Source organism: Nocardioides sp. NBC_00850, assembly GCF_045207335.1.
In the GTDB taxonomy this organism is placed as follows: domain Bacteria; phylum Actinomycetota; class Actinomycetes; order Propionibacteriales; family Nocardioidaceae; genus Nocardioides.
This window is the reverse complement of the sequence record NZ_CP108845.1, coordinates 5,826,276-5,852,068: the sequence shown is the minus strand read 5'-3', so window position 1 is coordinate 5,852,068 and position 25,793 is coordinate 5,826,276. Positions and strand designations below refer to the sequence as shown.

At 69.2% G+C, this 25,793-nt stretch carries 26 protein-coding genes; 15 read left to right on the top strand and 11 right to left on the bottom strand.

The window, feature by feature from the left end:
- Nucleotides 1-50: 50 nt before the first annotated feature.
- The 8 genes from OH802_RS28365 to OH802_RS28330 all read left to right on the top strand — a co-directional run bounded on the left by OH802_RS28365 (nucleotide 51) and on the right by OH802_RS28330 (nucleotide 8,160).
- Entirely contained in the window at nucleotides 51-1,214 is a 1,164-nt protein-coding gene (locus tag OH802_RS28365) for a phosphotransferase family protein (RefSeq protein WP_406023701.1), read from the top strand.
- A complete protein-coding gene (locus tag OH802_RS28360; protein WP_406023700.1) occupies nucleotides 1,211-2,365 on the top strand; it encodes a hypothetical protein in 1,155 nt (384 codons plus the stop codon). The genes OH802_RS28365 and OH802_RS28360 overlap by 4 nt, the downstream gene beginning before the upstream one ends.
- Before the next feature lie 182 nt (nucleotides 2,366-2,547).
- Nucleotides 2,548-3,609 carry an ABC transporter substrate-binding protein gene (locus OH802_RS28355; RefSeq protein WP_406023699.1) on the top strand — a complete coding sequence of 354 codons (1,062 nt, stop codon included), beginning with the start codon at nucleotides 2,548-2,550 and terminating at the stop codon, nucleotides 3,607-3,609.
- Nucleotides 3,609-4,460: an ABC transporter permease gene (locus OH802_RS28350; RefSeq protein ID WP_406023698.1), complete on the top strand. Its 852-nt coding sequence runs from the start codon at nucleotides 3,609-3,611 to the stop codon at nucleotides 4,458-4,460. The genes OH802_RS28355 and OH802_RS28350 overlap by 1 nt, the downstream gene beginning before the upstream one ends.
- Nucleotides 4,433-5,185 carry an ABC transporter ATP-binding protein gene (locus OH802_RS28345; RefSeq protein WP_406023697.1) on the top strand — a complete coding sequence of 251 codons (753 nt, stop codon included), beginning with the start codon at nucleotides 4,433-4,435 and terminating at the stop codon, nucleotides 5,183-5,185. The genes OH802_RS28350 and OH802_RS28345 overlap by 28 nt, the downstream gene beginning before the upstream one ends.
- Nucleotides 5,185-6,522, top strand: coding sequence for an LLM class flavin-dependent oxidoreductase (locus OH802_RS28340; protein WP_406023696.1), 1,338 nt, complete (start codon nucleotides 5,185-5,187; stop codon nucleotides 6,520-6,522). The genes OH802_RS28345 and OH802_RS28340 overlap by 1 nt, the downstream gene beginning before the upstream one ends.
- A gap of 374 nt (nucleotides 6,523-6,896) precedes the next feature.
- The gene (locus OH802_RS28335; protein WP_406023695.1) at nucleotides 6,897-7,961 is read left to right on the top strand and encodes a DUF222 domain-containing protein; all 1,065 of its coding nucleotides are present in this window, start codon (nucleotides 6,897-6,899) and stop codon (nucleotides 7,959-7,961) included.
- A gap of 55 nt (nucleotides 7,962-8,016) precedes the next feature.
- Nucleotides 8,017-8,160 carry an HNH endonuclease signature motif containing protein gene (locus OH802_RS28330; RefSeq protein WP_406023694.1) on the top strand — a complete coding sequence of 48 codons (144 nt, stop codon included), beginning with the start codon at nucleotides 8,017-8,019 and terminating at the stop codon, nucleotides 8,158-8,160.
- 273 nt (nucleotides 8,161-8,433) lie between these two features.
- Here the strand turns inward: OH802_RS28330 and OH802_RS28325 are convergent, their stop codons facing one another.
- Nucleotides 8,434-9,471, bottom strand: a complete 1,038-nt coding sequence (locus OH802_RS28325; protein ID WP_406023693.1) for an LCP family protein — start codon at nucleotides 9,469-9,471, stop codon at nucleotides 8,434-8,436.
- 303 nt (nucleotides 9,472-9,774) lie between these two features.
- Here OH802_RS28325 and OH802_RS28320 point away from each other — a divergent pair, with 303 nt between their 5' ends.
- Both OH802_RS28320 and OH802_RS28315 read left to right on the top strand, forming a co-directional pair.
- Entirely contained in the window at nucleotides 9,775-10,545 is a 771-nt protein-coding gene (locus tag OH802_RS28320) for a sensor histidine kinase (protein WP_406023692.1), read from the top strand.
- Between the two features lie 4 nt (nucleotides 10,546-10,549).
- Complete coding sequence (locus OH802_RS28315) at nucleotides 10,550-11,206, top strand: LuxR C-terminal-related transcriptional regulator (protein ID WP_406023691.1); 657 nt, start codon at nucleotides 10,550-10,552, stop codon at nucleotides 11,204-11,206.
- Between the two features lie 19 nt (nucleotides 11,207-11,225).
- Here the strand turns inward: OH802_RS28315 and OH802_RS28310 are convergent, their stop codons facing one another.
- The 4 genes from OH802_RS28310 to OH802_RS28295 are packed head-to-tail and all read right to left on the bottom strand — an operon-like array spanning nucleotide 11,226 to nucleotide 14,855.
- On the bottom strand, nucleotides 11,226-11,858 hold the full coding sequence (locus tag OH802_RS28310; protein WP_406023690.1) for a DapH/DapD/GlmU-related protein: 633 nt from the start codon (nucleotides 11,856-11,858) through the stop codon (nucleotides 11,226-11,228).
- Between the two features lie 60 nt (nucleotides 11,859-11,918).
- Nucleotides 11,919-12,950 carry a hypothetical protein gene (locus OH802_RS28305; protein WP_406023689.1) on the bottom strand — a complete coding sequence of 344 codons (1,032 nt, stop codon included), beginning with the start codon at nucleotides 12,948-12,950 and terminating at the stop codon, nucleotides 11,919-11,921.
- The gene (locus OH802_RS28300) at nucleotides 12,947-14,188 is read right to left on the bottom strand and encodes an MFS transporter (RefSeq protein WP_406023688.1); all 1,242 of its coding nucleotides are present in this window, start codon (nucleotides 14,186-14,188) and stop codon (nucleotides 12,947-12,949) included. The genes OH802_RS28305 and OH802_RS28300 overlap by 4 nt, the downstream gene beginning before the upstream one ends.
- 4 nt (nucleotides 14,189-14,192) lie before the next feature.
- Nucleotides 14,193-14,855, bottom strand: coding sequence for a hypothetical protein (locus OH802_RS28295; protein WP_406023687.1), 663 nt, complete (start codon nucleotides 14,853-14,855; stop codon nucleotides 14,193-14,195).
- Nucleotides 14,856-15,019: 164 nt separating this feature from the next.
- On the opposite strand from OH802_RS28295, the gene OH802_RS28290 reads away from it, so the two are divergent.
- The 5 genes from OH802_RS28290 (at nucleotide 15,020) to OH802_RS28270 (ending at nucleotide 19,972) form a co-directional block, all read left to right on the top strand.
- On the top strand, nucleotides 15,020-16,591 hold the full coding sequence (locus OH802_RS28290; RefSeq protein ID WP_406023686.1) for a class I adenylate-forming enzyme family protein: 1,572 nt from the start codon (nucleotides 15,020-15,022) through the stop codon (nucleotides 16,589-16,591).
- A 2-nt stretch (nucleotides 16,592-16,593) separates the two neighbouring features.
- Nucleotides 16,594-17,469 carry an SGNH/GDSL hydrolase family protein gene (locus OH802_RS28285; RefSeq protein ID WP_406023685.1) on the top strand — a complete coding sequence of 292 codons (876 nt, stop codon included), beginning with the start codon at nucleotides 16,594-16,596 and terminating at the stop codon, nucleotides 17,467-17,469.
- A 28-nt stretch (nucleotides 17,470-17,497) separates the two neighbouring features.
- Nucleotides 17,498-17,905 (top strand): holo-ACP synthase, encoded by a 408-nt coding sequence (locus tag OH802_RS28280; protein WP_406023684.1) that lies wholly within the window; start codon nucleotides 17,498-17,500, stop codon nucleotides 17,903-17,905.
- A complete protein-coding gene (locus OH802_RS28275) occupies nucleotides 17,898-18,299 on the top strand; it encodes a VOC family protein (RefSeq protein WP_406023683.1) in 402 nt (133 codons plus the stop codon). The genes OH802_RS28280 and OH802_RS28275 overlap by 8 nt, the downstream gene beginning before the upstream one ends.
- 398 nt (nucleotides 18,300-18,697) lie before the next feature.
- The gene (locus tag OH802_RS28270; RefSeq protein WP_406023682.1) at nucleotides 18,698-19,972 is read left to right on the top strand and encodes a DUF222 domain-containing protein; all 1,275 of its coding nucleotides are present in this window, start codon (nucleotides 18,698-18,700) and stop codon (nucleotides 19,970-19,972) included.
- Between the two features lie 424 nt (nucleotides 19,973-20,396).
- Here OH802_RS28270 and OH802_RS28265 read toward each other — a convergent pair whose 3' ends face one another.
- The 6 genes from OH802_RS28265 to asnB form a co-directional block, all read right to left on the bottom strand.
- On the bottom strand, nucleotides 20,397-20,732 hold the full coding sequence (locus OH802_RS28265; RefSeq protein ID WP_406023681.1) for an ArsR/SmtB family transcription factor: 336 nt from the start codon (nucleotides 20,730-20,732) through the stop codon (nucleotides 20,397-20,399).
- Nucleotides 20,733-20,736: 4 nt separating this feature from the next.
- A complete protein-coding gene (locus tag OH802_RS28260; protein ID WP_406023680.1) occupies nucleotides 20,737-21,378 on the bottom strand; it encodes an SRPBCC family protein in 642 nt (213 codons plus the stop codon).
- A 42-nt stretch (nucleotides 21,379-21,420) separates the two neighbouring features.
- Nucleotides 21,421-22,359 (bottom strand): hypothetical protein, encoded by a 939-nt coding sequence (locus tag OH802_RS28255; protein WP_406023679.1) that lies wholly within the window; start codon nucleotides 22,357-22,359, stop codon nucleotides 21,421-21,423.
- Nucleotides 22,352-22,504: a hypothetical protein gene (locus tag OH802_RS28250; RefSeq protein WP_406023678.1), complete on the bottom strand. Its 153-nt coding sequence runs from the start codon at nucleotides 22,502-22,504 to the stop codon at nucleotides 22,352-22,354. Before OH802_RS28250 ends, OH802_RS28255 begins: the two co-directional genes overlap by 8 nt.
- Nucleotides 22,505-22,660: 156 nt before the next feature.
- The gene (nadE, locus tag OH802_RS28245; RefSeq protein WP_406023677.1) at nucleotides 22,661-23,668 is read right to left on the bottom strand and encodes an NAD(+) synthase; all 1,008 of its coding nucleotides are present in this window, start codon (nucleotides 23,666-23,668) and stop codon (nucleotides 22,661-22,663) included.
- Nucleotides 23,665-25,665, bottom strand: coding sequence for an asparagine synthase (glutamine-hydrolyzing) (gene asnB / locus OH802_RS28240; protein ID WP_406023676.1), 2,001 nt, complete (start codon nucleotides 25,663-25,665; stop codon nucleotides 23,665-23,667). The genes nadE and asnB overlap by 4 nt, the downstream gene beginning before the upstream one ends.
- Nucleotides 25,666-25,793 lie beyond the last annotated feature (128 nt).

The following is a 25,793-nucleotide window of genomic DNA, read 5'->3' as shown; positions in this document are numbered from 1 at the left end:
CACCAACCTGGTGGTGTGTGACCTGACTCACACACCACCAGGAGGAGCACGTGACCCAGGCGCCCCCGCCGCCCGAGATGACCTTCCAGCGATCGGGCCGCGACCCTGCGGCGATCGGCGCGAGGCTGGAGCAGTGGCTGGCCACGGCGTTACCGCCAGGTGCAGATCCCGAGGTCGCCATCATCGGGGGCATCGATGCCAACGGGCTCTCCAGCGAGACCGTCCTGCTCGATGTCACCTCGACCGTCGCCGGAGAGAGGCAGACGAAGGCGTACGTCCTGCGGGTGGCGCCCCGCCCTGAGGACATCCCCGTCTTCGCGACCTATGACCTGCAGGCGCAGTACGACGCGATGCGCTTGGCCGGCTCGCTGTCTCCCGTGCCGGTCCCGGAGGTCGGCCTCGCCGAGATGAGCGGCTCGGTCCTGGGCACGCCGTTCTTCCTGATGGAGCGGGTCGAGGGGGTCGTCCCGCCCGACGTGATGCCGTACAACTTCGGCGACAGCTGGCTCTTCGACGCCTCGCCCGGGGACCGGGTGGCGCTTCAGAGGCGTTCGGTCGAGGTGCTCGCCGGGCTCCACTCGATCCCTGAGGCTGCCTCGCGGTTCGCCTTCCTCGATCCCGCCGCGGCCGGTCATTCCGGCGAGACGCTGGTCGCCCGCAATCTGGCCAAGACCCGGGCCTGGTACGCCTTCGCCTCCGCCGCCGAGGAATGGGGCGGCCGCTCGCCGCTGGTCGAGCGAGGTCTGGCCTGGCTCGAGACCCACCTCCCCGAGACTGGTCTCTCCGAAGATGGCGGCGAGCCCGTCCTGTGCTGGGGTGACGCGCGGATCGGCAACATCATCTACCGCGACTTCGCGCCGGTGGCGGTCCTCGACTGGGAGATGGTCAGTCTCGGCCCTCGCGAGATGGACGTGACCTGGATGATCTTCGCCCACCGCATCTTCGAGGACCTGGCCGCGATGCTGGAGCTGCCGGGGATGCCGGGCTTCCTCAGCGCCGACGAGGTCCGGAAGGCCTATGCCGCGGCGAGCGGTGTCGAGCTCGGTGACCTGACCTGGCACGAGGTCCACGCGGCCGTCATGTGGGGGATCATCTATCTGCGGATCGCGGCGCGGCAGATCCACTTCGGTGAGATCGAGGCGCCCGAGGATCCGGAGTCGGTGCTCTACCACCGGGCGATGTTCGCGACGATGCTGGACGAGGTCGGCGCATGAGCGTGCTGGGCGGGCACGGGGAGTACGTCGGTGTCGGGCCGCTCGACGAGTACCCGATCCACCAGCTCCCGCGACCGGTGGCCTGGGCGGGCAGCAGCGACCGCAACTTCTACGACCGCTGCTACCTCAACGCCCATGACCGCACCGGCGACCTCTTCCTCATCTCCGGGATGGGGTTCTATCCCAACCTCGGCACCAAGGACGCGTACGTCCTGCTCCGCCGTGGCGACGAGCAGACCGCCGTTCACCTGGGCGACGGCGCCGACCCGCGGGGCGGTGACCGGCTGGAGCAGCGGGTCGGGGCGTACCGGATCGAGGTCTCGGAGCCGCTGCGGAAGCTCCGGCTGGTGATGGAGGAGACCCACGGGATCGCCCTGGACCTGCGATGGGAGGGCTCGTTCGAGGTGGTCCAGGAGCAGCCGCACGTGATGCGTCAGGGTGCGGCGACAGTGCTCGACGCGCAGCGGTTCGCGCAGGTCGGGACCTGGGAGGGGGTGATCGAGGTCGACGGCGAGGCGATCGTCGTCGACCCCGACCGCTGGGTCGGCACCCGGGACCGGTCCTGGGGCATCCGCCCCTCCGGCGAGGGGCTGCCGCCGGGCAAGCCGGCCGACCCGGGGTTCGACGGGATGTGGTGGCTCTATGTGCCGCTGCGGTTCGAGGAGTTCGCCGTCGTCCTGATCATCCAGGAGACCCCGGACGGTCATCGCACGCTCAACGACTGCACCCGTACCTTCGCGGACGGTCGGGTCGAGCAGCTCGGCTGGCCGCACGTCCGGGTCCACTACCAGGAGGGAACGAGGCTCCCGGAGGGCGCGACGATCACGTGCACGACTCCGGCCGGGGAGCCGCTGGTGCTCGAGGTCTCCTCGCTGCTGGGAGTGCCGATCCACGTCGGTGGCGGCTATGGCGGCGACTCCGACTGGTCCCACGGAATCTGGAAGGGCGCCGGGTTCACCGAGCGGCTGACCTACGACATGAAGGCGCCCGACGTCGGCGGCCGGGTGCCGTTCGGGGTGATCGACCATGTCGGGCGTGCGGTCGCGCACGGTCCGGGTGCCGATGGGGTCGAGGGCTGGGGGCTCTTCGAGCACGGGGTCCTCGGTCGTCACGATCCTTCCGGCTTCGCCGACTGGCTCGACCGCGTCTGACCCCATCCCGCCGAGGCGTCGCTCCCGTCGGCCGAGACGGCAATCGAGTGCCATCTCGGCCGACGCAAGTGACGTCTCGGCCTGCGTACCTGACTTCTCGGCGGTCTCAGGATCCGAACAAGCATTTATGACTAAACTCTAGTGACTTACTCTGGTTTGGACGGACCAACCAGAGGAGAGCCATGATCCGCCCCACCCCACCGCGCCTGACCGCCATCGCCGCCGTTCTCTCGACCCTGCTCCTGGGGCTGACGGCCTGCGGCGGCGCCGATGCGTCCAGTGCCTCCAAGCTCGCCGCCGACGCGGCGCTCCCCGACCAGGTCCCCGAGGGGACCGTCCTGCGCCTCGGGCTGCCGCCCATCGAGGTTGCGCTGAAGGCGTCCGGCCTGATCGACGAGGTCGAGGGCTACGAGATCGAATGGGCCAACATCTCCGGTGGTCCGAAGAGCATCGAGGCGTTCCGCGCAGACGCGCTGGACGCGAGCTACGTCGCCGACATCCCGCCGCTGTTCGCGACCTGGACCGACACCCCGGTCAAGATCGTCGCGGTCACCGAGAACCCCGACCCGCTCGACAACCCGATCTACGAGCTCGGCGTCGCGCCGAAGTCGAAGGTCAAGACGCTCGCGGACCTCGAGGGCAAGAAGATCGCCTACTCGCCCGGCCAGGCCCAGGGTGCGCTGGTCCTCAAGACGCTCAAGGCTGCTGGGCTCAGCCAGGAGGACGTCGAGCTGGTCGAGATCCAGAGCGTCGACGACACCTTCTCCAACGCGCTGGCCTCGAACCAGGTCGACGTCGCCCCGCTGGGTGGGCCGCAGCTGACCTCCTATCTGGCCAAGTACGGCCGTGACGGTGCCACCTCGATCCGGACCGGCATCCGCGACGACGCGACCCTCATCTACGGGCCGGAGAAGACCTTCGAGGACGCCGCCAAGGCGGCCGCGTTCAAGGACTTCCTCGCGCTGTGGGTCAAGGCCGAGAAGTGGGTCGACGAGCACCCGGACGAGTGGATCCAGGCCTACTACGTCGACCACGAGGGACTCACTTTCGAGGACGGCAAGAAGGTCTTCGAGACCTCTGGCCAGAACGTCATCCCGGAGAACTGGGACGGCTTCATCGAACGCCAGCAGGAGACCGCGGACATCCTCTCCAAGGAGCAGGACCATCCGGAGCTGGACGTCGCCGAGCTCTATGACCGCCGCTACGAGAAGGTCATCGCAGAGGCCGTGAAGGGCGGTCAGTGATGGCCACCACCGCAGTCGAGGCGCCGATCGTCGGCGTCGTCTCCGAGAAGACCACGGACAAGCGGGTCGTACGCCGCCGCCTCGGCCCCGGGCCGAGGGTCCCCGGCACGCTGTGGATCGGACCGATCCTGCTCCTCGGGCTGTGGTGCCTCGCCTCGGCGACGGGCGTGCTCGATCCGCGTACGTTGTCCGAGCCGTGGGTGGTGGTCGAGACCGCTCAGCGGCTGATCGCCGACGGACGGCTTCCCGAGGCACTCGCGACCTCTGCCTACCGCGCCTCGCTCGGGCTGGTGATCGGGGTCGGCGTCGGGCTGGCACTCGCGCTCGTCTCCGGGCTCAGCCGGGTCGGTGAGGCGCTGATCGACGGTCCGGTGCAGGTCAAGCGGGCCATCCCGAGCCTGGCGCTGATGCCGCTGCTGATCCTGTGGCTGGGGATCGGGGAGCCGATGAAGGTGATCACGATCGCCCTCGGCGTACTCATCCCGATCTACATCCACACCCACAACGGGCTGCGTGGCATCGACAGCCGCTACGCGGAGCTCGCCGAGACCGTCAGCCTCCGCCGTGGAGCGTTCGTCCGGCATGTCGTGCTGCCGGGTGCGACCCCGGGCTTCCTGCTCGGGCTGCGGTTCGCGGTGCTCAATGCGCTGCTGTCGCTCGTGGTCGTCGAGCAGGTCAACGCGACCAGCGGCATCGGCCACATGATCACCCTCGCGTCCAGCTACGGCCAGACCGAGATCATCGTCGTCGGCCTGGTGGTCTACGCCCTGCTGGGCCTGGTCGCCGACGGCATCGTCCGCTTCACCGAGAGGAAGGCACTGGCATGGCGACGCACGCTGGAGAGTCACTGACTGCACCCGAAGGACCCGCCGTACGCGTCGAGGGGCTGCGCCGCAGCTTCTCCGAGGCCGGTGGGGTGCTCAACGGGCTCGATCTCACCATCGCCCGCGGCGAGTTCGTGGCGCTGATCGGGCGCTCGGGATCTGGGAAGTCCACGCTGCTGCGGGCGCTGGCCGGCCTCGACCGCGCCGTCTCGGGCTCGGGTGTCGTGGAGGTGCCCGAGCGGGTCTCGGTCGTCTTCCAGGACTCCAGGCTGCTGCCGTGGCGGCGGGTGCTGGACAACGTGGTCCTGGGTCTGTCGGGTCCCGACGCCCGAGCCCGTGGGCTCGAGGCGCTCTCCGAGGTCGGGCTCGAGGGCCGCGACAGGGCCTGGCCGCACGAGCTCTCCGGCGGCGAGCAGCAGCGCGCGGCGCTGGCGCGGTCGTTGGTCCGCGACCCGCAGTTGCTTCTCGCCGACGAGCCGTTCGGCGCCCTGGACGCGCTGACCCGGATCAAGATGCACAAGCTCCTCAAGAAGCTGTACGCCGCCCACAACCCCGCCATCCTGTTGGTCACCCACGACGTCGACGAGGCGATCGCCCTCGCCGACCGGGTGATCGTGCTGGTCGACGGAGTCGTCGGCTCCGACCTCCGGATCGACCTGGGTGCGAAGCGGAGCCCGGGCGACCCGCGGTTCGCCGCGCTGCGGGCCCAGTTGCTGGCCGAGCTCGGCGTGGTCGAGGAAGAGGTGGCCTGATGGGCGCCCGACAGCTCCACTTCAACCTGTTCCTGCTCGACACCGGTCACCATGAGGCGTCGTGGCGGCTCCCGGATTCGGACCCGCATGCCAACCTGTCGCTCGCGGCGCATCAGCATCTGGCGCGGGTGGCGGAGGAGGCCAAGTTCGACTCGCTGTTCCTGGCCGACTCGCCGGCTCTGTTCGGCGAGCCGGGCCGTCGGCCGTCGGGGCGGATCGAGCCGACCGTGCTGCTGTCCGCGCTGGCGGTCTCCACGCAGCACATCGGCCTGATCGCCACCGCCTCGACGTCGTACAACGATCCGTTCAACCTCGCCCGGCGGCTCGCCTCGGTGGACCACATCTCCGGCGGTCGGGCCGGGTGGAACATCGTCACGACCGCCGGGGACGCCGCGGCGCGCAACTTCGGTCTGGAGGGGCAGCCGCTGCACAAGACCCGGTACGAACGGGCCTCGGAGTTCCTGGAGGTGGCGACCAAGCTCTGGGACAGCTGGGCCGACGACGCGATCGTGGCGGACAAGGATGCCGGGGTGCATGCGCTCGGTGACCGGATTCGGCCGATCTCTCACGTTGGGCCTCACTTCTCGGTGGAGGGTCCGCTCAACCTGGCGCGATCGCCGCAGGGCCACCCGCTGCTCGTCCAGGCCGGCTCCTCCGACGACGGCAAGGAGTTCGCGGCCCGCTGGGCCGAGGCGATCTTCACCGCCCAGCCGACACTGGCCGAGAGCCAGGCGTTCTACGCCGACATCAAGCGCCGGGTCGTGGCGGCCGGCCGCAACCCCGACCATGTGCTGGTCCTCCCCGGGATCGTCCCGGTCCTCGGCGAGACCGAAGCCGAGGCGCGTGAGCTCGAGGCCGAGCTCGACCGGTTGATCGCTCCGGAGTACGCCCTCGCCCAGCTCGCTCAGCTGCTCCGGGTCGACCCTTCGCGGCTGGACCTGGATTCTGAGCTGCCGGCTGATCTACCGTCGGAGGACTCCATCGAGGGTGCCAAGAGCCGCTACACGCTCGTCGTCGACTGGGCTCGTCGTGATCGTCTGACGGTTCGTGAGCTGATCGGGAAACTGGGTGGTGGGCGCGGCCATCGCACCTTCACCGGGACTCCTGTTCAGGTTGCCGACACGATCCAGTACTACTTCGAGAACGGTGCTGCTGACGGGTTCAACATCATGCCTGCTGTGCTGCCGTCGGGGATCGAGGCGTTTGCATCCTCTGTTGTTCCGATCTTGCAGGAGCGGGGGCTTTTCCGGACTGAGTACACCGGGGTCACTCTTCGGGATCACTATGGGTTGCCGCGTCCGGAGAATCGGGTTGATCTTGGGGAGGTTGCTTCCTGATCCCTGTTTCGGGGTTGGGGTGGGCCGCCGACCCGTTCTTTGAGGGTGTTCTCGATCTGGACCGGCGTCAAGGACGCCCTTCGGGCGCCGGCTTCGCCGGCCGCCTTCGGCGGTCCTGGACTCCGGACCAGATCGAGAAAAGACTTGGCTGGCTATCGGGGCGGCGGCCCGGGTGTGGCGCAGCGGATTCTTGCTTGGGAAGGGTGAGGTTGATGGGGCTGAGGGTGGCCCTTCGGGCCACTTACCATCCACAGAGACGATGTCGTTCGATCACCGAGAAAATAGTGGCTGACCAGGGAAAATAGATGGTCAGACAGGCGCAGCGAGCGTAGAATCGGACCCATCACAGTACACCTCTGAAGGGGAGGATGGCGATGAGTCTCGGCCGCGAGATCAACCCCTGGGGCACCAACCCCGGAGACCTGATCGACGCTGCTCTGCAGGCCATCGAGACCGCCCTCCAAGACCTGTTGGCCACCGATCCCGCCTACTGGCGCACGGGGCAGAAGAAGGACCTGCTGGAGCGGTTGGAGAAGCTCCAGGCCCAACAGGCTGCGTTGAAACTCCGGGTGCTCGCGTCTGCCGGTGACATCGCTGAGGAGACCGGTGCCAAGGACGCCTCCGGGTGGATGCGGACCGAACTGCTGGTCGACAAGGCCGTGGCGCGCTCGCAGGTCAAGCTGGCCGCCGGTGTCGCGAAGTACGACCTGGTGGCTGCCGGCCTGGCTGAGGGTGTGGTGTCTCAGGACAAGGCTCGGGTGATCACCCAGGCCCTCGATGCCATCGAGAACGCCCCAGCTGCCAGTTCTGAGGATCTGGTGCTGGCCGAGAAGCTGTTGGTCGACTACGCGGACCGGTTGACGGCGAACGAGTTGAAGATCGTCGGCCGACGGATCCTGGCCGAGATCGACCCCGAACGGTTCGAAGCCGCCGAGGCCAAAGCCCTGCAGCGGGAGGAGGAGCACGCCCAGCGGCGTACGTTCTTCCAATCCCGCGACAACGGTGACGGCACCATCGACATCCACGCCCGCGTCTCCCGCGCGGTCGGGATGCGGCTGCGGACCCAGTTGGATTCGCTGGCCCAGCCGCGGAAGCTGTCGGCCGAGGACAAGGGCCGCAAGGCGCCCTATGACCGGCTGCTCGGCCAGGCCTTTGCCCGAGTCATCGAGACCTACGACGTGGACCAACTGCCCAGGCACGGTGGCCACGGCACCACGGTGTTCATCACCATGAGCGTCGAGGACCTCCACAAAGACCTCGGCACCGCCGCACTGGGTTTCAACGGCGAGCAGATCACCGCCGCCGAAGCCCGACGAATGGCCTGCAACGCAGACCTCGTCCCGGTCGTGCTGGGCACCGACTCCGAGATCCTCGACTTCGGCCGCACCGCACGGTTGGCGTACCCGATCCAACACAAGGCGCTCCCGGCTACGCGATAAGTGTTGCCAGGCCGAAGACTGCGACGCTCCAGCAGCCTGGACCGAGGCGCATCACTTGAAACCGTGGTCCGAAGGCGGTCGAACCGACCTAGCGAACATGGTCTTGTTGTGTTCGAGCGATCATCGCCGGATCCATGACGCCAACTACGGGTATGAGCGCCTTCCGGATGGGCGGATCCGGTTCACCCGGCGTACCTGATCTGTGTCTTCGCGCGCCGTCGTGTCATGCCCAGGCACCCGCCTGATCTGCGACCTTTTCGGTATGTCAGGCTGAGCCCGCCTGGCTGCATCTGGCCGTCGTCAACTGATCACCCTGCCGTGCGAGCCGTCTGAGACCGGCGTGAGCAGCCGCCGTTGAGACGGCGCCGTCTGCCACGCCCAGGTCGTCGCCGGTCCGGATTCCCGAGCCCGTACGCGACCAGAGGAATCCGCGCCAAACTCCGCCTTTGAGAACGATCAGCAGGTGCAAGGCTCAACGCACAACGTCAGGCGTCAGCAGATCCTGGTTGTCCTCGGCCCAATCGCCCATCCGATCCTCGCGGACGGCGCGCCATAGGTCGCGGTCGCGGGAGGGGTCCAGGCGTACGACTGACTGGTCACCGACCATGCCGGTGCCGTCGGTGGGGACGGTGAGGTAGCTGATGTCGTCGGTGCGGAGGTTGCGGAGTGAGGCGGCGAGCTTGGCCATCTGGGTGGTGGACCAGTCGTCGTCGACGGAGGCGTGCTTCGAGAAGAGGGAGAGGAGGTCGAGGACCTGGTCGGGGTTCTTGCGCAGCTCCTGCTCGAGGGTCTGCTTGAGGAGGGCGCGCAGGAAGGCCTGCTGGCGGGCGACGCGGTCCAGGTCGCCGCCCTGGAGGCCGTAGCGCTGGCGTACGTAGAGGAGAGCCTGCTCGCCGTCCAGGTGGTGGCGGCCGGCTTCCCAGCGGACACCACGGGCGGAGTCGTAGACGGTCTTCGGGATGTCGATGTCGACGCCACCGATCGCATCGGTGAGGGCCTTGAAGCCGTCCCAGTCGATGACGGTGAGGTGGTCGATGCGTACGTCTGTCATCTTCTCGACGGTCTCGACCGTGAGGTTGGGGCCACCGAAGGAGTAGGCCCAGTTGACCTTGCCCTTGCCGTGGCCGGGGATGTCGACCCAGGAGTCGCGCGGGATCGAGATCACCGACGCGGAGTCGCGGTCGCCGTCGAGATGGACGAGCAGCATCGTGTCGGAACGTGCCTGCCCCGGCTCCCAGCCGGGCGCCTCGGCTCCGGTGGTGGGTGCGTCGGATCGGGTGTCGGTGCCGAGGACCAGGATGTTCATCGCGTCGGCGGCCGACCCGGAGGTTGGCTTGTCGGGCCGGTCGGTGAGGCCGGTGAACGTGTCGGGCAGCCGCTGGATGTTGCTCTCCACCTTCGCCTGGAGCCACAGGACCCCGGTCAGGGCCGCAGCGCAGAGCAGGAGGAGACACACCAGCAGCCCGATCAGGGGCTTGCGGGCACGACGCCATCCGCGCGCGGGGGGCACGTCCGCAGGATCCGGCTGCGGCGGCACGGGCGGATGATCGAGGATGGCCACCTGAGTATGGGACCCGGGACTCCCTCCATATGGGGTCCAGATGCTCGCCATTCCTCAATTTGAGGCACCAGTCGGTAACGGCCGGTAACCAAAAATAGGTAGGCGATCCGTCCCCCGGATTGAGTGAGTAAAGTCCCTTTGCCGTACGGCGCTGTTCATGTCGGACCTTCGGGTCCACGCGTGTTTCATGCCGCCTGGCTGCGTCTTGGGAGGGCGTGGCACGACGAGGATGACCAGGGGAGAGCTGTGTCAATGTCAAGAGTCGGTCGGGACGAACGTGCCCGGCTGCACGAGGCTGCCTCCGCGCTGGCCGGGATCCGGGCGGCGACCACGCTGCTCAACTCACCCGGCGCGATCGGTGACGACCGGCGAGCCGCGATGACGGCGATGGTGCAGAGCGAGCTGGAGCGACTCGAGCGGATGGTCCGCCGGCAGCAGGATGCCGCGAGGCCGGGGATCCCGGAGCCGCGGTCCGATGAGATGCGAGCCGATGAGATGTCGGCCGGTGAGATGCGGGCCGAGGTGATCGACCTCGACTCCGTGGTGGCCACCATGGTGCTCGCTCACGAGGCCAAGGGCACCGACGTGGTGTGGCGTCCCAGCCGGATGCTGGCGCTGGGCGACTCCGACCAGCTGACCGAGGCGCTCAACGTGCTCCTCGACAACGCCGCCGCCCACGGGAGCGGATCGGTCCGGATCGAGGTACGTGCCGCCGAGCCGGCGAGCACCTCGGTCGAGATCGCGGTGACCGATGACGGCCCGGGGGTCGCCCCCGAGCTGCGCCGGCGGATCTTCGCCTGGGGCGTCAGCCGACCAGGGTCGACGGGCCAGGGCATCGGCCTGCACGCCGCGCGAGACCTGATGGAACGCCAGGGCGGCTACCTCGAGCTGGTCGAGGCGAGCGACCGCACCACCTTCGTCCTGGGCATCCCGATGCTCGGCTGTGCCGATGGCAGGGCAGGCGACGAGGCCGACCAGCACGACACCCCGACCCGGGGAGGTCGCCGTGGTGTCGCCGCGTAAAAGGGTGAAGGTGGTCATCGTCGAGGACCACACCCTGTTCGCCGAGTCGCTCGAGCTGGCCCTCACCTTCGAGGGCTACGACGCCCACCGCGTCGACCTGCCCGAGGAGCCGCCCTCGGAGGCCAAGCTCACCTCCCTGATCATGCGCTCGCAGCCGCGGATCGTCCTGCTCGACCTCGATCTGGGCCAGCACGGCTCGGGCGTACGCCTCATCGCCCCGCTCGCCCGGGCGGGTGCCGACGTCGTCGTGGTGACGGGCTCGACCGACGAGACCCGCTGGGGGCACGCCCTGCACGTCGGGGCTCGCACGGTCCTGTCCAAGACGGTGCCGCTGGGCGAGATCCTGGGCACCGTACGCAGGCTCAACTACGGTCTCAGCGTGCTCGACGTCGACGACCGTGAGCGCCTGATCCGGGCCTGGGTGGGGCAGGAGCAGGGCGTCATCGAGATCCGTCGCCGGCTCGCCCAGCTCTCCCCGCGTGAGTCGCAGGTGCTCGAGCACCTGATGGACGGCTTCACCGTCGGCGAGATCGCCAAGCTCCGTGTCGTGTCCGAGGCGACGGTGCGCACCCAGGTGAAGTCGATCCTCGCCAAGCTCGGCGTCTCCTCGCAGATCGCTGCGGTCAGCATCGCCCACAAAGCCGAGTGGCGGGCCGCCTGACCCGCGGTCGATCGGCTCGTCAGAGCGCGACCAGGCCGTCGTCCTCGCTCGTCCCGCGCAGACCGTAGAGCGTGCCCGTCTTCGGGCAGCGCCAGGCATCTCCCTGGGCGACCAGCGGCGCGCCCGCGTGCCCGACCCAGCCCATCCGCTGCGCCGGGACCCCGACGACCAGCGCGTGGTCGGGTACGTCGCGGGTGACCACGGCCCCCGCCGCGACCATCGCCCAGGCGCCGATCGTGACCGGCGCGATGCAGACGGCCCGGGCACCGATGCTGGCGCCGGTGCGTACGGTCACGCCGACGGCCTCCCAGTCCTCGCCGTCCTTGAGGGTGCCGTCCGGGTTGACGGCACGGGGGAGGTAGTCGTTGGTGAACACCACCGCCGGCCCGACGAAGGCGCCGTCCTCGAGCACCGCAGGCTCGTAGACCAGCGCATGGTTCTGGATCTTGCAGCGGTCTCCCACCACGACCCCGGGGCCGACGTACGCCCCGCGTCCGATGATGCACTCGCTGCCCACCCGGGCGTGCTCGCGGACCTGGGCCAGGTGCCAGACGAGGGTCCCGTCGCCGATCGTGGCACGGTCGTCGACGTCCGCGCTGGGCTCGATCCTGGGCGCGATCCTGGGCGCGGCGTGAGTCTCCTCAACGGTCATCCCCACAGCAAACCGGGACTCGGACGGCGAGTGGGCAAGACCCGGGATGGAGTACCCGATTCAGCGTAGAACCGCGGGCGAGGCCGCCTCCGGGACGAGCACGCGAGGAGTCGCGGAGCCCGAGGTGTCGAGCGCCCAGACGTCGCTGACCGGCTCGCCCGCGCGCTCCAGGCCGTAGAGGACGGTGTCGTCGTCGAGCCACTCGATCTGGTCGTCGATGCTGTGGGTCTCACCCGCGAGCACGGTGCGCCGGCCGGTGGCGAGGTCGAGGACCGCGGGCGTCCACCGGGTGCCGTCCTTGTCCGCCTCCTTGAACGCGATCCGGGTGCCGTCGGGGGAGAGCGACGGGCACTCGACGTGGTCGGCGATGGTCGTCAGCGAGCGTTCGCTGAGGTCGCCGCGGGCCAGGTAGGTCCGCCCGCCCGTGGCGACCGTGGCGTAGAAGGTGCGGTCGTCGTCGGCGAAGGTGACGCCCCAGATGTTGCGGTCGACCGGAGAGACCTTGCGGCCGTCGACGACCAGCCTGAACTTCTCCAGGTCCCCGTAGCTCGCCCCGCCGATCCGGCGGACGAGGGTGCGCGTCGAGAAGCCGCTGACCATGTAGGAGTCGCCGTTGACGAACACCGTCGAGGCGACGAGCTGTCCGTCCGGCGAGATCCGGGTGCGGCTGGGCAGACCGGGCAGGTCGGTCCCGTCGACCTCTCGCCACGCCTTACCCGGGGCCGAGGTCGCCAGATCGGTCGCCCGGTAGCGGCTGACCACGCCCCGCTCGGTCGTCAGGCACGAGATCGATTCCGCCTGCGCGTAGACCCGGTCGCAGCTCAGGTCGGTGAGCGCCCGGGCGCCGCCGGGGTCGGCCAGCGCCACCGCGCCGACGTGGCCGTAGTCGGCGTCGCGCCCGGTGTGCCGGAAGAGGATCCTCGGCCCCTCCTCCACCTGCGCCAGGGAGGTGGTCGTCGCGGCGGTCGCCGTGGACGTACGCCGGTCGTTCTCCGCGATCGCGGAGAGGGCGTACGCCGTCACGCCGGCCGTGACGAGCACGACGATCGCGCCGAAGATCGCGGTGCGCTGCTTGACCCAGAACGTGGTCATCGCACCGCCCTGCGCATCACGGCGTACCCGGCCGGGATCGCGGCGAGCAGCACCACGCAGACCGCGAGCATGGCGACCCGGGGCCCGACGGCGTACCAGAGCAGGCCGAAGCCGGTCGCCGCGACGAGCCGCGCCAGCGCGACCGCGGTCTGGGCGGTGGCGATGCCGCTGGCGCGTACGGTCTCGGGGACCAGCTGCCCGGCGACCGCGGCCAGGGTGCCATCGGTCGCGGCGTAGAAGACGCCGAGGAGGAGCACCGCGGCGCACGTCGTCCATAGCGCGCCGGACCCGGTCGCGGCGCACAGGTAGGCGGCCGCGAGCGGGAGGTGGCCGAGGACGAGGACCTTGACGCGCCCGAACCGGTCCGCGAGGCGGCCCATCGGCACGGCCAGGGCGAGGTAGGCGAGGTTGGTCCCGACGTAGAGGACCGGGAACCACTGCGCCGCGAATCCGCCGGTCTCCAGCAGTGCCAGGTAGACGAACCCGTCACCGATGGTGAGCAAGGCGAGCACGGCGGACACACCGGTCACCCGCGTGAGGCCGGGCGTGAGCACGGTGCGCCAACGCACCTTGGGGCGTGGCTCGCTGCGGCGAGGAGCGGTCCGGCGGACGGCGCCGGTGCGGAACGGCACGAAGCACGCCATCGTCGCCACCCCGAGCACCGCGAAGCCGAGCGAGACGACCAGCACGGTGTCGTAGCCGTCGGCGATCCGCCACAGGATCACGAACGCCAGCAGCGGCCCGATCGTGGCCCCGATCGTGTCCAGCGCCCGGTGGACGCCGAAGCTGCGGCCGAGATGCGCCGGGTCGCTGGAGGCGGCGATCATCGCGTCGCGCGGAGCAGTGCGTACGCCCTTGCCGACCCGGTCCAGCGAGATCGCCGCCGAGATCGTCCCGAAGCCGCCGGCGAAGATCAGCCCGAGCCGCGCGACCGCGCTCATCGCGTAGCCCGCCAGCGCCACCGGCTGCGGCCGGTCGGTGCGGTCGGCCGCCCACCCGGCCGCGATCCGTACCAGCGAGGAGACGCCCTGGTAGAGCCCGTCGATGAGCCCGTACGCCACCGGCGAGAGCCCGACCACCGCGGTCAGGTAGAGCGGCAGGATCGCCGAGACCGACTCCGAGGAGATGTCGGTCAGCAGGCTGACGATGCCGAGGGTGACGACGGTCCGGGAGACCCGCCCGCCGGTGGGCCGCGGCTCGGCACTCGTGGTGGGACGGTCGCTGAGAGACAGATACACCGGCTCAGGTCTTCGTGTGGAGGACGGAGTAGAGGGTGAAGTCGACGTTGCGGCGGCCGGTGTGGGTGACCGTGACGCTCACGGTCTCGTCGCCTCGGTGCATCGACATCGCAGGGGTGTTCTCGACCGACGTGGTCGTGACCTCCTTGAAGCCGTGCTGCGCGAGGCGGGTCCGGAAGTGACGCAGTACGTCGCAGGGTTTCCGGCAGCTCGCGGTCAGCGCGACCTGCAGCGCGCCCTTGGTGGGCGAGACGCTGGAGACGTCGACAGCGGTGCGGGACGGGGGTTCGAGTGCAGCCGGGTAGCCGGCCACCAGCGTGCCCTTGCGGACCGCCTGCTTGGGCAGCGGCTCCGAGATCAGCGCGGCCGTCTTCGTACGTGGCTTCTCGCTGAGGCCGGGCAGGCCCGACTCGCTGGGCGTCGAGGCCGCCTCAGGGAGCGCCTCGGTCGCGGGCTCGGGATCCGACTCCGACTTCCGGCCGGACCCGGACCCGGCGCTCGCCTTCGAGCTCGCGTCGGCACCCGGCGAGCCGGATTGTGACGAGGAGGTCGAGTCTCCGCCGTCCTTGCCGGACGAGGAGTCGGCGAAGCGCCCCGGCATCCAGAAGATCGCGACGCCGACGAGCACGCCGAGCAGCACGAACATGAGGAGGCGCTTGAGGTTCACGAGACCAGTCGACGCGCAGTGGAGTCGAGTCGGGACCGATGGGCGGGTCGCGTACTCAATTTCAGGCAGCCTGCCGAGCGGCCCACCGCCGGTCGAGGTGAGGCATGCGACGTTGCCGTAGCCGGGAACGGTCCCGGCCCAAGCATCCCGGGGGACGGGCCACGTTGAACACAGCCGACTTTCTTCTCGAGCACGCGCCCGAGGAATCGATCGCGCTCGCCGAAGCGGGTCGCGAGTACACCTTCGAAGAGCTACGCGCCAGCGTGTCCGTGCTCATGGGACGGCTCTCCGTGCTCGGCCTGACTCCGGGCACGCCGGTCGGGATCATGGCGCCCAACGGGCTGTTCTGGACCTCGGCCTATCTCGCCGCGCTCCGGATGGGGCTGATCGTGGTGCCGCTGGCCGTCACGCTGCCGACCGAGGAGGTCGTGGCCCGGGCACGCTGGGTCGGCGCCGACGCGCTGCTGGTGGGCCGCGCCCAGGCCCAGGCGCTAAGGCTGAGCCTGCCGCGGAGCCTCCCGGTCGTGGTGGAGCGGAAGGAGCGGCTGGTCCCGAAGCAGCGATCGACGCCGGTCGAGCTGTCCGACGCGGTCGAGGTCGACCCGGACCAGGACGCGCTCTACATGTTCACCTCCGGCACCACCGGCGACCCGCGCGCGGTGCGGATCACCCACCGCAACATCCAGGCGAACACGACCTCGATCCTCGGCTACCTCGGCATCACGTCCGAGGACCGGATGCTGGTCGTGCTGCCGTTCACCTACGTCTTCGGGCTCTCGCTCCTGCACACCCATCTGCGCGCCGGCGCCGCGATGGTCATCCAGCCCACGTTCGTCTTCCCGCAGGCGGTGGTGGACCGGATGGCGTCCGCACACTGCACCGGCTTCGCCGGTGTGCCGTCGACCTTCGGGATGCTGCTGCGCAACAGCACCTTCGGCAGCAAGGCGCTGCCGTCGCTGCGGACGATCCAGCAGGCCGGTGGCCGGCTGGCCCCGGCTCTGGTGGAGCAGATGGCGCGCGCCCAGCCACAGGCGGAGGTCTTCGTGATGTACGGCGCGACCGAGGCCACCGCCCGGCTCTCTTACCTCCCGCCGGAGCAGGTCTCCCTGCGGCCCGGGTCGATCGGTCGGGGCATACCGGGCGTGGACCTGCGGGTGCTCGACCGCGACGGCGTGCACGTCGCCCCCGGTGAGGTCGGCGAGATCTGGGCCAGCGGCGCGAACATCTCGCCCGGCTATCTCGACGACCCCGAGGCGACGGCCCGCAAGATGCCCGGCGGGATGCTGCGTACGGGAGATCTGGCGAAGGTCGACGAGGACGGCTACATCTACGTGGTCGACCGGGTCGAGGACTTCATCAAGTCATGGGGGCACCGGATCGCGAGCCAGGACGTCGAGTCCGCGGCGCTCTATCTGCCGGACGTGGTGGCGGCGGCCGCGGTCGGGCTCCCGGACGATGCCGCCGGTGAGCGGGTCGAGCTGGTGGTGGTGCGGCGCCGCGGGTCGGTGCTGCGCGGCGCCGACGTGATCGCGCACTGTCGCGAGCGGCTCTCGAAGCACATGGTGCCCGAGGTCGTCCGCTTCGTCGACGCGCTGCCGCTGAACGCGAACGGGAAGGTCATCAAGCGTGACGTACGCGCGATGTGTCTGCGGCTGGCCCAGGAGCCGGCCGAGGGGCAGGACGACGACGTCGATGATGCGGATGATGCCGGCTTCGAAGGGGTCAAGGTGGGTTGAGGATGCCGAGGGGAAAGCTGTCCGGTCCGGTGAAGGTGCTGGCCGGAGTGTGGGCAGGAGTGCTGGTGGTCGCGGTCGCGCTGGCCGGGGCATGGTTGCTGAGGAGTCCAGGGATGAACGAGCAGGTCGCGATCGCAGAGCCCAGCGAGTCCGAGCTGCAGGTCGTGGGGCAGACCAAGGTGCTCTTCGGGCACAACTCCGTCGGGATGAACATCCTCGACGGGGTCTCGAAGGTGTACGCCGATGCCTCGGTGCCGGCGCCGGCCATGGCCGATGTGACCGGTCCCGAGATCTCCGGCGCCAGCATGAATGATGCGGAGGGCGCGACGATGCGGCATGCCTACATCGGGGTGAACGAGGACCCGCTCAGCAAGTTCGCCGCGTTCACGGAGCTGGTGGACAGCCCTGCCGGGAAGGACGTCGACGTGGCGCTGATGAAGCTCTGCTACGTCGACATCACCGCCTCCACCGATGTGCAGGCCGTCTTCGACGCCTATGTGTCGACGATGGACGAGGTCGAGGCAGCCCATCCCGACGTACGTTTCCTCTACACGACCGTGCCGCTCACCGCCGACCGCAACTGGAAGTCCAAGGTCAAGGCGGCCCTGGGTCGCGACGACGAGATGGGGCCTGCCGACAACATCGCCCGGGAGCGCTACAACGCGATGATCCGGGAGAAGTACGGCGCCACCGGCCGCCTCGTCGACATCGCCGCGGCCGAGGCCGACGGCACCGGGGAGCGCAGCCAGGACGGCAGCACCTACTACGTGCTCAACAAGAACCTGACCTTCGACCGCGGTCATCTCAACGAGGCCGGCTCGGAGGCCGTCGCCGCCGAGCTGCTCAAGATGGTGGCGACCCACAGTCCGGTCGCCTGAGGTGCTGACACACGGCGATGAGCGTGCGATGAGCCTGCAGGGGGTCGGGATCGACATCGCCGACATCAGGCGGTTCGCTCGGCTCCTGGCGATGCGTGGTTCAGGGTTCGCGGTGCGCTGGTTCACCGACGCCGAGATCGCCCAGTGCATGGCTGCGACCACCCCCGCCACGGCCTTCGCGATGAGGTACGCCGCCAAGGAGGCCGTCTGGAAGGCCCTCGGTCCCGGCGAATGGTCCGGGCCGCTGCCGTGGCGCGGGATCACCGTGCTCGAGGATGCTCCCGGGTCTCTCGAGGTCACCCTCGAAGGCCCCGCGGCGGATCTCGCGGCGCTGGCCGGTGTCACCGCAGTCCGCGTCGCCACCGTCCCCGGGCCCCGGATGGCCATCGCCACCGCCGTCGCCGAAGGCGCCGCGATGCGAGGCGACGATGCCTGACCTCCGACTCGACCACATCGGCATCCAGGTCCGCGACCTGCTCCGCACCGCCGAGGCGTTCGAGCGGCTCTTCGGCTACCGCCGCGTCACGGACCCGGTCGTCAACACCCGCCACGGCGTCTGCGGGGTCTTCCTGGAGAAGCCTGACTCGATCGCCGTCAAGCTCATCACTCCGGTGACTCCTGGGCCGCATGCGTACGGTCTCCATCATCTTGCCTTCATGGTTCCTGACCTCGAGTCGACTCTCGTCGAGCTCGGGGTCGCTGGGGCTCGTACGCTCAGTCCGCCTCAGCCTGGGGAGATGTTCGACGACGAGCTCATCGCGTTCGTGCGGGCTGCTGGGATCAATGTCGAGCTCATCACTACTGATCGGCGTCGGGCTCGGATCGAGTGATCTTCTCGGTCGTCTCTCTTGCGGACTGTTTCTTCGGGGTTGGGGTGGGCCGCCGACCCGTTCTTGAGGGTCTTCTCGATCCGATCCGGCGTCAAGGACGCCCTTCGGGCGCCGGCTTCGCCGGCCGCCTTCGGCGGTCCTGGACTCCGGACCAGATCGAGAAAGGATTTGGCTGGCTATCGGGGCGGCGGCCCGGGTGTGGCGCAGCGGATTCTTGCCTTGGACAGGTCAGGTTTCTGGGCGGAAGGGTGACCCTTCGGGCCACTTACCATCCACAGATGCTAGGTCGTTCGCTCACCGCGAAAACAGTGGTTGACCTGGGAAAATAGATGGAAATGGCGGGGCTAGAGGCGTAGAATCAGACCCATCACAGCACACCTCTGAAGGGGAGGATGGCGATGAGTCTCGGCCGCTCGATCGACCACTGGGGCACCAATCCCGGCGACGCGATCGACGCTGCCTTGAAGGCCATCGAGACCGCCCTCCAAGAACTCCTCTCCACGGACCCTGCCTATTGGCGCACCGGACAGAAGAAAGACCTGCTGGAACGACTGGAGAAGCTCCAGGCCCAGCAAGCCGCGTTGAAGCTGAGGGTGCTCGCATCTGCCGGCGATATCGCCGAGGAGACCGGCGCCAAGGACGCCTCCGGATGGATGCGCGCCGAGTTGCTGGTCGACAAGGCCGTGGCCCGCTCGCAGATCAAGCTCGCGAGCAGTGTCGCTAAATACGACCTCGTCGCCGCCGGTCTCGCTGAGGGTGTGCTGTCCCAGGACAAGGCCAGGGTGATCACCCGGGCACTGGACAAGATCGAGGCCAACCCGATCGCGAGCGCTGAGGACTTGGTGTTGGCCGAGAAGCTGCTGGTCGACTACGCCATCCGGTTGACGGCCAACGAGCTCCACATCGTCGGTAAGCGGATCCTGGCCGAGGTCGACCCGGCCCGGTTCGAGGACGTCGAAGCCAAGGCCCTTCTCGCTGAGGAGGAGCGGGCTCAGCAGAAGACCGCGCTGCGGGTCTGGGACAACCACGACGGGACCGTCGGGTTCGAGGGTGTGTTGCCGACCTCGATCGGGATGCGGTTCAAGCGGCTGGTCGAGGCTTACGCCCAGCCCCGCAAACAGCAACTGGTCGGCAAGGGTGCCCCGCTGCCGCCGTGGGAGCGACTGATGGGGCAAGGCTTCGCCCGGCTCCTGGAGACCATCGACCCCGCCGCGCTGCCCCGCCACGGTGGCGACGCGACCACCATCAACGTGGTCATCAGCCTCGAGGAGCTCCGCAAGGACCTCGGGATCGCGACCCTGGGCTACGACGAGACCAACGGCACCACGATCAGTGCGGCCGAGGCGCGGCGGATGGCGTGCAACGCCACCATCATCCCCTGGGTTCTCGGCGGTGACGGTGAGGTCCTCGACGCCGGCCGAGGCAGCCGGTTCTTCCAGCCCATTCAACGCAAGGCGATGCGGTTGCAGCAGAAGTGCTGCCAGGCCGAGGGCTGTGACATGCCACCGGAATGGTGCGACGCCCACCACCTCGAACCATGGGCGGCGGGCGGGAAGACAGATCTGAAAGACGGGGCACTCCTGTGTCCCCATCATCACCGTCTGGCGCACAACCCGGCGTACGTCCATGAGCGGTTACCGGATGGCACGATCAGGTTCACCCGCCGCCCCTAATCGGCTGCGTTAGGACTCCTCACTGGTGGTCGTGTCGCATGCCGGCCACCCCTTTCGATTCACGCTCGCCGTTTCCCTGCTGGCGGGGACATTTCCCCACTGCGGTGGCGGTTCCCCACGCTCCGGAGCGTGGGGAACCGCCGCGCCCGTGGGGAACTCTTCCGGTGAGTGGGGAACTCGTGACCCCGCCACCCGCGAGCCTTGCGGCCCATCGTCACTGGCCCGAGATCCCAATCCCGTGCCCAACTAACTGACTCCGCGCCAAACCCCGCCGCCGACCCGATAGCCAGCCAAAATTCTCGGCGGAGCCCGGTGTCAAGGACCGCGAAGCGGCCGGCGAAGCCGGCGGCCGAAGGCCGTCCTTGACTCCGGGGTTCGTCGAGAACACCATCCGTAACGGGTCGGCGGCCGGGCCCAATGCGGCTCAGTCCCCAGTAGAACCCTCCCGACGCCCACGCCGAATCTCCGTGTCGAGAGCGTCGAGGTGCTGGGTCCAGAAGCGGCGGAAGGGGGTGAGCCAGGCGTCGACCTCGGCCATGGGGCCGGTGTCCAGGGAGTAGATGCGGCGGGTGCCGTCGGGGCGTACGTTGGCGAAGCCGTGTTCGCGCAGGACCTTGAGCTGCATGGAGACGGCGGGCTGGCGGATGCCGAACTCGGCCGAGATGGTCTCGACGATCTCGCCGGAGGTGAGGTCGTCGTCGGCGAGGAGCTCGAGGATGCGGCGGCGTACGGGATCGCCGAGGACGTCGAAGGCGTGCAAGCGGCTACTCCGGCATCGCGGTGTAGGCGGCTACGCAGCGCTCGCCGGCGGCGCGGGCCTGCTCGGGGGAGGTGCCGAAGGCGATGTCGGCCTCGACCCAGGCGGCGGCGGAGCCCTTGGTGTGCTCGATCATCGCGGGCAGCGCGTCGGGGGACATGGGGTCCATCTTCTCGGCCTCGGGGGCGGAGAGGTGGAGTGCCAGGCCGAGCAGCATCTGCTCCCAGCCGATGCCGACGGCGCTGGGGCCGAACTCCTTCCACTGCTCCGGCGGTACGGGGGCGGAGTGCTCGAGGCGGAGCAGCGTACGTCCGCCGGAGGCGGTCAGGGTCGCGTCGACCCAGGACATCATGTCGCCGTAGGCCCAGGTGATCGAGAGCAGCTTCGGGCGGTCGCAGGCGAGGATCTCGCCGCCGGCGTTGCCCTCGAGCTGGTAGCGGCCGCCGACCTCGAAGTCGCCGGTGACCGGCATCAGCCAGCGCGGGATGCGCTCCTTGGTGGTCAGCGCGTCCCAGACCTCGTCGGGGTCGGCGTCGTAGCTGCGTTCGACGACGAGCACGCGCAGCTCCTCGCCGCCGCGGGTCGTGGTGGTCAGGGCGCGGTTCACGGCGCCGAGGTGGTCGGCAGGGATGAAGGGTGGTGTGCTCATGCCTGCCGACGTTATATCAAGGAATGTTGATATTCAACCCGCTCACCCGACGGGCAGGTGCGCCTCGGGCCCGACGAACCGGAACGCGATCTGGAGCTTCTTGAGGCTCCGGGGATCCGGCGTCGACTTCGCGCCGGTGCCGCCTGTCTTGAGCTCGAACTTCTTCCAGGTGGCGAGCGTGGCGTCATCCACGATGCCGCTGACCACGAGGTTCGAACCGGCCTTGGCGTTGAGCGCGTTCTGGATCCACCCCACGCCGTTGGTGCGGATCCGCTTGCCCTTGCGGAGTCCCGCGGCGATCTGGAACTGCTGCTGGACGATCGCCAGGTTCGACTTGGTGTTCTTCGGCTTCCACACGGGCTTGGCCCTCGACCTCGCGTACGCCGCGTAGTCGAAGATCGTGGCCCTGATGTCGGCGGGGTGCCAGGCCTTGTCCGAGTTCTCACCGTGCTGGCCCTTGAGGCCGAACGCGTGGTGCAGGTAGTCCTCGAGCTGCGAGCTCGTGGCCTGGAAGCCGAAGAGCGCCGAGCCTCCGTCGACGTACTTTCCGACGGTGACCCCGAGGTCGCGGAAGTCGTCGGTCCGGACCACCCCGGACTGCGGCGGAAGCGTGAACCCGTGGATGTGGTGGCCGAACAGCGGCGGGAACCGGTACCAGCAGGCGTACCCGAGTGCCCGGAGCCACTTCTCCTGGGTTCTCCAGTTGACGCCCGGGATGTGCAGGTCGGTGCAGGCGTCGTGGTCGTGGGTGCCCGCGGACGCCCTGACGGTGTTGTTGAACGGCGCCTGGAGGATGACGATCCTGGTGCCGAACTTCTTCTGCGCAGCGGTGTCGATCGCGCACAGGTGCGCGATGGTCCGAGCCGATCCCTTGACCTGCTTGCCGCTCGAGGTCGTTCGTGACCACAGCGCCAGAGAGGTCTGCTTCGGTGGGTTGTTCCAGTCGATCGGCTTGCCGTTGAGGCTGAGCATCTCAGTCATAGATCAGGTCCTCCGGGAGATCCTCGGCAGGGATCATCGCGTCGGTGCCTGCGGTCTCCGCAGCTTCGCCGTCCTCGGTGTCCTCGTCGAAGATGTTGATAGCGGTGACGGCCTCGTCGATGTCGATCTCGAGTGCGTCGATCATCGGTTTGGCTTCGGTGTCGGAGAGACCGAGTGAAAGGTCTACGATCTCGCCGGGTTCTGGTGATGGTTCGGACATGGAACCTCCTCGGTTCTGGGTGGGACATGTCTCCACCCACCCTGTTCCGGTCACCGCACGGCGAGCCGCAGCGTCGGAGATCTACCTAGGACTGGCGATCTCGGCGACGTCCTCGACGAGCATCGGGGCGGCGTGGAAGTAGGCGGTGGTACGCCGCTTCTGCTCGATGTCGCGATAGACGCGCTCGACCTGCTCGACGGTGAGGCCGGTGGCCTCGGCGACCTCGGCGGTCGGGACGTCGTGGTTGAGCCCGTAGAGGCACAGGTCCATCCGCTGGTAGGGCAGCGAGAAGTAGAACTCCTCCTGCGACTGCTCCAGGGAGTAGGTGTCGGTGGTCGAGGGGCGGGCCTGGATCTCCTCGGGCACGCCGAGGTGGGCGGCCATCGCGTAGACCTGCGACTTGTAGAGGTGCGCGATCGGCTTCACGTCGGCGGCGCCGTCGCCGAGCTTCACGAAGAAGCCCTGGTCGTACTCGAGCCGGTTCGGGGTGCCGGCGACGGCGTAGTTGAGCCGGTCGGCGTGGAAGTACTCCAGCGCCTTGCGGGCACGCTGCTTGAAGTTCGTCGCCGCGACGATCTCCAGGTAGGCCTCGGTCGTGAGGCGGTGGGTGCTCTGCGCGCCGTACGGGTCCTCGACGACGACCGAGAAGAGCCGGAACGCGTCTGAGTCGACCACGCTGGGCAGCACGATCTTCGACTTCCACCCCTGCCCGTACGCCGGCACGACCCGCCGGATCGCGTCGTCGCGCCGCTGGTAGGCGCCGAGGCCGACCAGGACCGGGGAGATGTCTTCGAGCACCGAGTCGATGCCCAGGGCATCGGTCAGCTTCGTACTGAACCCGATCGTGTCGTCGGAGGACTCCTGCTCCGGCATGTGCAGCGCGAAGACCCGATCCGGGCCGAGCGCCTTGACCGCCAGCGCGGCGACCACGCTGGAGTCGATCCCGCCGGAGACACCGAGCACGATGCCCTTGCGCTTGTTCGTCACCAGATAGTGGCGGATCGCCTCGCCGATCCGGTTCGCCTCCGCCTCCTCGTCGAAGCGGAGCGTCTCCAGTCCGTACGCTGCGTTCTGGCTGGTCGTGGTCATCCTGAGGTCCTTCCGGTGGGCTCGAGGCCGGTGGTCTCGAGAGTGGTGTCGAAGACGGTGAGCGGGGCCGGCGGTGCGGCCGATGAGGTCGGTGCGGTGAGCAGCTCGCTGTGCAGCAGCTGGGTGGACAGGACGGCGACCAGGCGCATGTTGTCGGTGTTGCCCAGGCCCCGTCCGCCGGTCCGCCGGGCCTTCTCCAGCAGCCGCTGGACGAGGTCCGGCCGGAAGACCCCGGCGGCCTCCAGCGCGGAGCCGGAGGTGACGTCGAAGACCCAGTCCGGGGTGCCGCCGGCGAAGAACGCGGCTGCATCAGGCGCCCGGTAGGGCTGCTTGGGGCGGCGCAGGATCTCCTCGGGCACCAGGTCGGCGAAGGCCCGCTTGAGCAGGTGCTTCTCGTCCATGCCGTGGATCTTGTGCTCGGCCGGGACCCGGCCGGCGAGCTCGGCGACGTGCGGGTCGAGGAACGGGAACCGTCCCTCGACCGAGTTGCCCATCAGCATCCGGTCGCCCTGGGAGGCCAGGATGTAGCCGGGCAGCAGGGTCGTCATCTCCAGCCACTGGGCGCGCGCGACCGGGTCCCACGACGCCGCCGAGGCGGGCATCGCGTCGACGACGCCGGCCGCACTGCCACCGACCGACCGGATCTCGGGCCGCAGCATCGAGGCCAGCACCGCCGTGGAGTCCCACCGCGGCCGGTGCGACATCGCCAGGTCGTCGGCGGAGAGGTTGCGGGAGAAGAAGCTGCGTGCGAACGCCGGCGCCTGGTTGGGGGAGCGGTGCATCCACGGGTAGAGCTGCTCGACCGCCGCCTCGGCGGCCGCCGGGTCCCGCAGCCACAGGTCCCGGATCTTGGCCTCGCGGAAGATGTCGTAGCCACCGAGCACCTCGTCGGCACCCTCGCCGGTGACGACCACCTTGAAGCCGGCCTCCCGCACGAGCCGGGAGAGCAGGAACATCGGCGCCGGGGCGGTCCGCAGGAGCGGCGACTCGGCGTGGCGTACGACCTGGGGGAAGACGTCGGCGATGTCGCGCTCGCTGACCACGACGTCGTGGTGGACGGTGCCGAGCCGCTCGGCCATCAGCGCCTGGAAGCCGCCCTCGTCGAACTCGGCCTCGGCGAACCGCAGCGAGAACGTGTGCAGAGGCGCGCTGGTGAACCCGGCAATTGCCCCGGCAGTGACCGCGGAGTCGATCCCGCCCGAGAGGTACGCGGCCACCGGCACGTCGCTGCGCTCGAACCGCAGCCGGGTGGCGGCCATCAGCGTCGTACGCAGCGCCTCGGCGTTGGCCTCCAGGTCGGTGAGCTCCTCGGCCCCCGCCGGTGGGAACGAAGGCGCCCAGTAGCGGCGCTCGACCTCGACCCCGTCCCTGAAGGAGAGGTAGGCGCCCGGCGGCACCTGCGCGATGTCACGGAAGACGGTGCGCGGGGCGACCGCCGACCACAGCGTCAGCACCTGGTCCAGCCCGGCCGGGTCCAGCTCGCGGGGGACATCGGGGGAGGCGTACAGGGCCTTGACCTCGGAGGCGAAGAGCAGCTGCCCCGCGGCGCGCGTGTAGAAGAGCGGGCGTACGCCGAAGCGGTCCCGGGAGAGGACGAGCGTTCCCGTCCGGCGGTCCCAGATCGCCAGCGCCCACTGGCCGTTGAACCGCTCGAAGCAGCCCGGCCCCCACTCCTCCCAGGCGTGCACGATGACCTCGGTGTCCGAGCGGGTGTCGAAGACGTGGCCGCGGGAGCGGAGCTGGGCGGCGAGCTCGACGTGGTTGAAGATCTCGCCGTTGAAGGTGACCCAGACCTGCTCGCTCTCGCCTGAGGATCGGCACGAGCGGCCGGTCATCGGCTGGGTGCCGCCCACCGTGTCCACGATCGCCAGCCGGGTGTGGCCGAGCGCGACCCGCTCGTCGCGGTAGTAGCCGCTGCCGTCGGGGCCACGGTGGGCGAGAGCGCCCAGCATGTCCCGCACGAGGGCAGGGTCAGGCGCCTCGGTGCTGCTCAGCACCCCACAGATCCCGCACATGGCGCTCCTCGATCGATCCCGGACGGTGCCCGAAGGTTTGCTCGTGCAGGTATGCCAGGGCATCGGGATCGACCCGTTTATCACCCAATGTCGGCATCTCCGGGCCCGAT